This is a genomic window from Symbiobacterium sp. (assembly GCF_040797425.1).
Classification (GTDB): domain Bacteria; phylum Bacillota; class Sulfobacillia; order Symbiobacteriales; family Symbiobacteriaceae; genus Symbiobacterium.
The window spans coordinates 1-4,834 of the sequence record NZ_JBFNEH010000099.1; the positions used below are offsets into that span (position 1 = coordinate 1).

A 4,834-nucleotide genomic window follows, 5' to 3' on the forward strand; every position below is an offset into this window, starting at 1 on the left:
AATAGGTCGCTGCCCAAACTATTTTCAAGACCACCGCACACGTTGCGGTGGTCTTTTCGTATTTGCCCCACCCCACTCACGCCCTGGAGGACTGTACCGCACACCGGTCGAAACAGAGCACAGCCGCAGAACTGGGGGTCGTCGCGATGATCGATTCGCTCAACCTCTTCCGCCTGGTGGCCCGGGAAGGAAGTTTCACCCGCGCGGCCAGACTGGCGGGGCTGACCCGGCCAGCGGTCAGCCAGCACATCAAGCAGCTGGAGCAGCATTTCGGCGTGCCCCTGTTGATCCGGAACACCCGTCAGGTTACGCTGACTCCGGCCGGCGAGACGCTGCTGGTTCACGCGGAGCGCATCCTCGCCGCGGCCGCCGAGATGGAGGCCGCAATGGCGGCGCTCAGGCCCGATAGCCGGGCGGTTCTCGAGGTGGCGGCGTCCACGTTGCCGGGGGAGAACCTGCTTCCTCGCGCCCTGTCTGCCTTCCACGCCGAGCACCCAGAGGTGGAGGTGCGCTCTCGGGTCGCCAACACGCAGGAGGTGCTGCGGTGGGTGCTGGAGGGACAGGTCGACCTCGCCCTGGTGGGCCAGGAGGTGAGCGACTCGCGGCTGGGCAGCGAACAGGTGGCGGAGGACGAGATTGTTCTGGCGCTCCGGCCCGGCACCGCACTGCCCGATCCTGTGCCGCTGGACGTCCTGCCCCGGGTGCCGCTGGTGCTCCGGGAGGAGGGATCGGCCACGCGGGCGACGGTCTTGCGGGCGCTCGCCTCCCGCGGGATCGGCCTGGCAGACCTGCAGGTGGTGGCGGAGGTGGGCAGCCCGCAGGCGCTCAAGACCGCGTTGCGGGCCGGGGTCGGCGACGCCTTCGTCTCGCTCGCAAGCCTGGCGCCCGGGGAGTTCCGGGTCGTCCGGCTGAAGGGGCTGCAGTTGAAGCGGCCCATCTGCGCCGTGTGGCCCGTTCATAAGCCGCCTTCGGGCCTCCAGCGGGCCCTGTTGGACTGCCTGGGCCGCGTGAAGCCATGACCGGCAGACCAGCTGCGGCGCCGGCGCAACGTGACGACCTTTCGGGTGCCGGGAGCCGGCCGGGCAGCCGGTCGATGGGGGCAGACAGGGACGACACGGTCAACTTACCGGGCGCTCGCACATCCGCCATAGTGGAAATGGGTAGCACGTCCCCCGCGGACGTGCTACGTCTTACTCTCTGGACCGTTTCGCTCGCAGACTGGGCGCATCGGTTGTGCCGGGTCTGCTCCGCCCCTGACCCTGGCCATTTGGTTCCACGAACCGGCAGTCCTGGAACCGTCCCCGTCCGCGCAACCCCGCCGCTTTCCGCCTCTCGCTCTTCCACGTCCCTTCGGCGTGGAGCACCATCTGGCGGCGATGGACGGCCGCGACAAGCGGCGGTTCGATGCGGAAGGGTTGCGCGCCGTGCACAAGGAGGAAGAACGGCCTATTTGGAGTAGTCAGATTAGCACACCACAAACAATAACGGCTGGACACTCGGTCAGGCCAGTGGGGGTGCGGTCGCAACCGGGGCAAGGCGGGCCCCGGCCGAATCCCGGCTGCGGCGGCGTCTGGCATGGCCGCGGTTTCTCACCGAGGCAAAGGGGAGCAGCAGCAATGATCGAGGTGCACGGCCTTTGCAAGGTTTACGGCCAGAAGACGGCTGTGAAGAACCTCCGCCTCCGTGTTGAAAAGGGAGATGTCTTCGGCTTCCTGGGCCCGAACGGCGCGGGCAAATCGACGACCATCCGCATGCTGACCACCATCATCCGACCGACGAGCGGAACCGCCCTGATCAACGGGTTCGACATTCTGCGACAGCCTGTCGATGTGCGTCGCCAGATCGCCGTCATTCCGCAAGTCAGCACGCTGGGCGTGCATCTCGACGTATACCAGAACATCTTGATTTACTTGCTGTTCCGCGGCCACGGGTACCGCGAGGCGCGGAAGAGAACCGACACGGCCATCGAACGGTTCGGCCTCCAGGCGGTGGCCCACCTCAGGCCGCATCAACTCTCAGTCGGTTTCCGCCGGCGCGTTCAGGTGGCCCGGGCGCTCGTCTCGGGCGCCCGGGTGCTGTTCCTGGATGAGCCCTCCGTCGGGCTCGACCCCATGATCCGGCAGGAGACGTGGAACAGCATCACCGAGGCCCGGAACATGGGTGTCACGATCTTCCTGACCACCCAGGTGATGGAGGAGGCGGAGGCGCTCTGCAACCGGGTGGGACTCCTCTTCAACGGCGAGCTGGTCATCGATAGTCCCCTCAACAAGCTGAAGGCGCGCCTGGGCATCACCCGCATCGAGATGTCGGTCGCGGGCCTTTCCGCGCAGGCGATGGAGGCGCTCCTCAGAAAGTGGCGGGACGACCACCTGATCGTGGAGGGCGTGCAGAACTTGCCCAGGGTGACCGTGCTCGTCCGGGGGGACCGGGCCCCGCTTCCCGAGTTCATCCAGTCGACGCTGAGCTGGGGCGGCCGGCTCACGCGCGTCGACGTGCGCCCGCCCTCGCTGGAGGACATCTACCTTCACGTGGTGAAGGGGGGCAAGGCATGAGCCCCGTCCTGGTCGCTCTCCTCCGGGAATGGTACGTCGGGCTGAAGTCTCCTCGGACCATCCTCCAGCACCTGCTGTCGCCGCTCATGTATCTGCTCGTGTTCGCTCCCACCATGGCGGCCGCCCTGCCGGCCATCACGTGGCGCGGCGAACCGGTGCCGTACCTGGCTTACATCGTGCCGGGACTGATGGCGGTAACGTCCGTTTCCATCGGGAACGGTGTGGGCATCTCCATCTACATCGACAAGCTTACCGGTGAGCTGGAGATGTTGTTCGGCCTGCCGATGCACCGCATGGTACTCGTCGCCGGCCTGTGCGGGAACGCGGCCGTTCGGGCGGGCCTGGCGGGGGTGTTCATCTGGGCCGTGGTGGTGTTTCTGGCGCCCGAGTTGCTTCTCGCCGGCCTGCCGGCCATCGCCGGGAGCCTCCTGGTCCTCATGGCCTCCGCCGTGGCGTGGACGCTCCTCTCTGTGGTCCTGGCCTGCCTCATCCGCAGCCAGGAGACATACAACCTGGCGGTAAACCTGCTGCAGCTGCCGATCGTGCTCACGTCTTCGGTCTTCTACAGCCCGGACTACGGCCCGGCCGCGACGCGGTGGATCGCCAGGATCAACCCGCTGAGTTTCGCGGCCGACCTGATCCGGACGCTCGCAGCCGGCCGCCTGCCGCTCTGGTCAGACGTCGTGGGCCTGGCGGTATTCCTCGTCGGCATGCTGGGGTTGGCCGCCCTCGCCATCAACCGGGCCATCGAGTGACCGGTGCGGGGCGGGTGGGCCTTTGTCCGCATGCGAACAGCCTTCGGCACATAAGTATGTGGCACGTCCCGGGTGGGACGTGCCATATTGCCAACCGGAGGTGCCCCATGCGAGGCAAGCTGTCAGCCCTGGCCGTGGCCGCGGTGGTTGTGCTGCTCACCTTCTCGCTGGTGCTCTACCCGAAGGAGTCGCTCGAGGCGGCCAAGGACGGGATGAACCTGTTCTTCACCGTCGTCTTCCCCTCGTTGCTGCCTTTCTTCATTCTGAGCGAGATGATGCTGGGGCTCGGGGTGGTGCACTTCATTGGCGTGCTGTTCACCCCGCTCATGCGGCCGCTCTTCAACGTGCCGGGCGAAGGCGCTTTCGTGCTGTCGATGGGCCTGGCGGCGGGCTTTCCCATGGACGCGGTGATCACGGCGCGCTTCCGCAAGAGCAACATGTGCACCCGGGTGGAGGGGGAGCGCATGCTGGCCTTCTCCAACACCGCCGACCCAGTATTTCTGTTGTAAACACCACCCGAACCAACAAGACAACGCCCCTGACCACGGAGGTTGGGGGCGTTTTCGTGTTTCTTAGGCCGCTTGCGGGGCCATGCGGAAGGCCGCCAGCGGGAGTGCCACCGTGCCTGTTATCCAGTCCGGTGTGAGCGGCTGGTCCGTTCGAGCCAGCAGAGGTCGGTGTCGGCCTGGACGGCCACCACGGCGCGGAGCCCGGCCAGCTGGGCTGTTGCCTGGAGGGCCAGGACTAGCCGGAGGGGGAGGGTGACCACCCGGTGCCACTCCGGCGGGAGCGGCAGGCAGGTGGTCAGGACCAGGGCCAGGGGACGGTCGCCACGGGCCGCCCAGCAGTCCAGGGGGCTGATCGGCCTGAAGTGGCCCACCCGATCACCGCCGAGGAGTGGAGCCAGGCGTCCGGCGATGGCCACCGCCTGGTCGAGTGTGGCCTGATCCCGGAGGAGCGGCTGGCCGTCCAGGTCCACCATCCGGGACTGGTCGGGAATGGAGGCCGGGCCGCCGATCTCCACCTCGGCGGTCTCCTCCGTCCGGCCGATGAGCCGCATGGCGTTGACCCGGACCTCCAGCACGGGTTCCAGGGCGGTGGCTCCGTGCCGGACCCGGTAGCCGTCAACCCGGCACCCACCCACGGCACCGGGAAGGTCTGCCAGGCTGATAGCCTGTACCTGGTCGTCATAGACCACCACGAACCAGGCCGGAACGCCGAGGGCGACGGACCACGTGGCCATGGCCGCAACCTTCCGCAAGTTGATGTAGAGGGTGGGGTACCTGGCAGCCTCATGATACCGCCGCTTGACCTCTACCGCGCCGACCAACCGCTCGCCGGCCACGGCCAGGAGGTCGATCTCCGCCAGACCGCCCGCCTTCACGACGGCCAGACCATGCCGGTAGAGGATGGCCGCCACCTTACGTTCGGCGGCGGCATCCGCTTCGGTGGTCCGGGCCCACGTACCATCCGGGTGTTGTTGCCCGCGCTATTTGGCAGTGACTTGACTGGCGACAGTGTCGTTCG

5 protein-coding genes are annotated in these 4,834 nt (G+C 67.3%); 4 read left to right on the forward strand and 1 reads right to left on the reverse strand.

What is annotated here, in order from left to right:
- The first annotated feature begins 146 nt into the window (after positions 1-146).
- The 4 genes from AB2385_RS16565 (at position 147) to AB2385_RS16580 (ending at position 3,816) form a co-directional block, all read left to right on the forward strand.
- Positions 147-1,019, forward strand: coding sequence for a LysR substrate-binding domain-containing protein (locus tag AB2385_RS16565; RefSeq protein WP_367656120.1), 873 nt, complete (start codon positions 147-149; stop codon positions 1,017-1,019).
- A gap of 597 nt (positions 1,020-1,616) precedes the next feature.
- Complete coding sequence (locus AB2385_RS16570; protein WP_367656121.1) at positions 1,617-2,552, forward strand: ATP-binding cassette domain-containing protein; 936 nt, start codon at positions 1,617-1,619, stop codon at positions 2,550-2,552.
- Positions 2,549-3,307 carry an ABC transporter permease gene (locus AB2385_RS16575; protein ID WP_367656122.1) on the forward strand — a complete coding sequence of 253 codons (759 nt, stop codon included), beginning with the start codon at positions 2,549-2,551 and terminating at the stop codon, positions 3,305-3,307. Before AB2385_RS16570 ends, AB2385_RS16575 begins: the two co-directional genes overlap by 4 nt.
- Before the next feature lie 107 nt (positions 3,308-3,414).
- Positions 3,415-3,816 carry a nucleoside recognition domain-containing protein gene (locus AB2385_RS16580; RefSeq protein WP_367656123.1) on the forward strand — a complete coding sequence of 134 codons (402 nt, stop codon included), beginning with the start codon at positions 3,415-3,417 and terminating at the stop codon, positions 3,814-3,816.
- Between the two features lie 119 nt (positions 3,817-3,935).
- Here AB2385_RS16580 and AB2385_RS16585 read toward each other — a convergent pair whose 3' ends face one another.
- Complete coding sequence (locus AB2385_RS16585) at positions 3,936-4,727, reverse strand: hypothetical protein (RefSeq protein WP_367656124.1); 792 nt, start codon at positions 4,725-4,727, stop codon at positions 3,936-3,938.
- Positions 4,728-4,834: the final 107 nt, after the last annotated feature.

What these genes read in the sequence shown, in the direction of transcription:
- AB2385_RS16570 (WP_367656121.1), top strand. Translation starts at nt 1,617, where the DNA reads ATGATCGAGGTGCACGGCCTTTGCAAGGTTTACGGCCAGAAGACGGCT.
- AB2385_RS16575 (WP_367656122.1), top strand. Translation starts at nt 2,549, where the DNA reads ATGAGCCCCGTCCTGGTCGCTCTCCTCCGGGAATGGTACGTCGGGCTG.
- AB2385_RS16565 (WP_367656120.1), top strand. Translation starts at nt 147, where the DNA reads ATGATCGATTCGCTCAACCTCTTCCGCCTGGTGGCCCGGGAAGGAAGT.
- AB2385_RS16580 (WP_367656123.1), top strand. Translation starts at nt 3,415, where the DNA reads ATGCGAGGCAAGCTGTCAGCCCTGGCCGTGGCCGCGGTGGTTGTGCTG.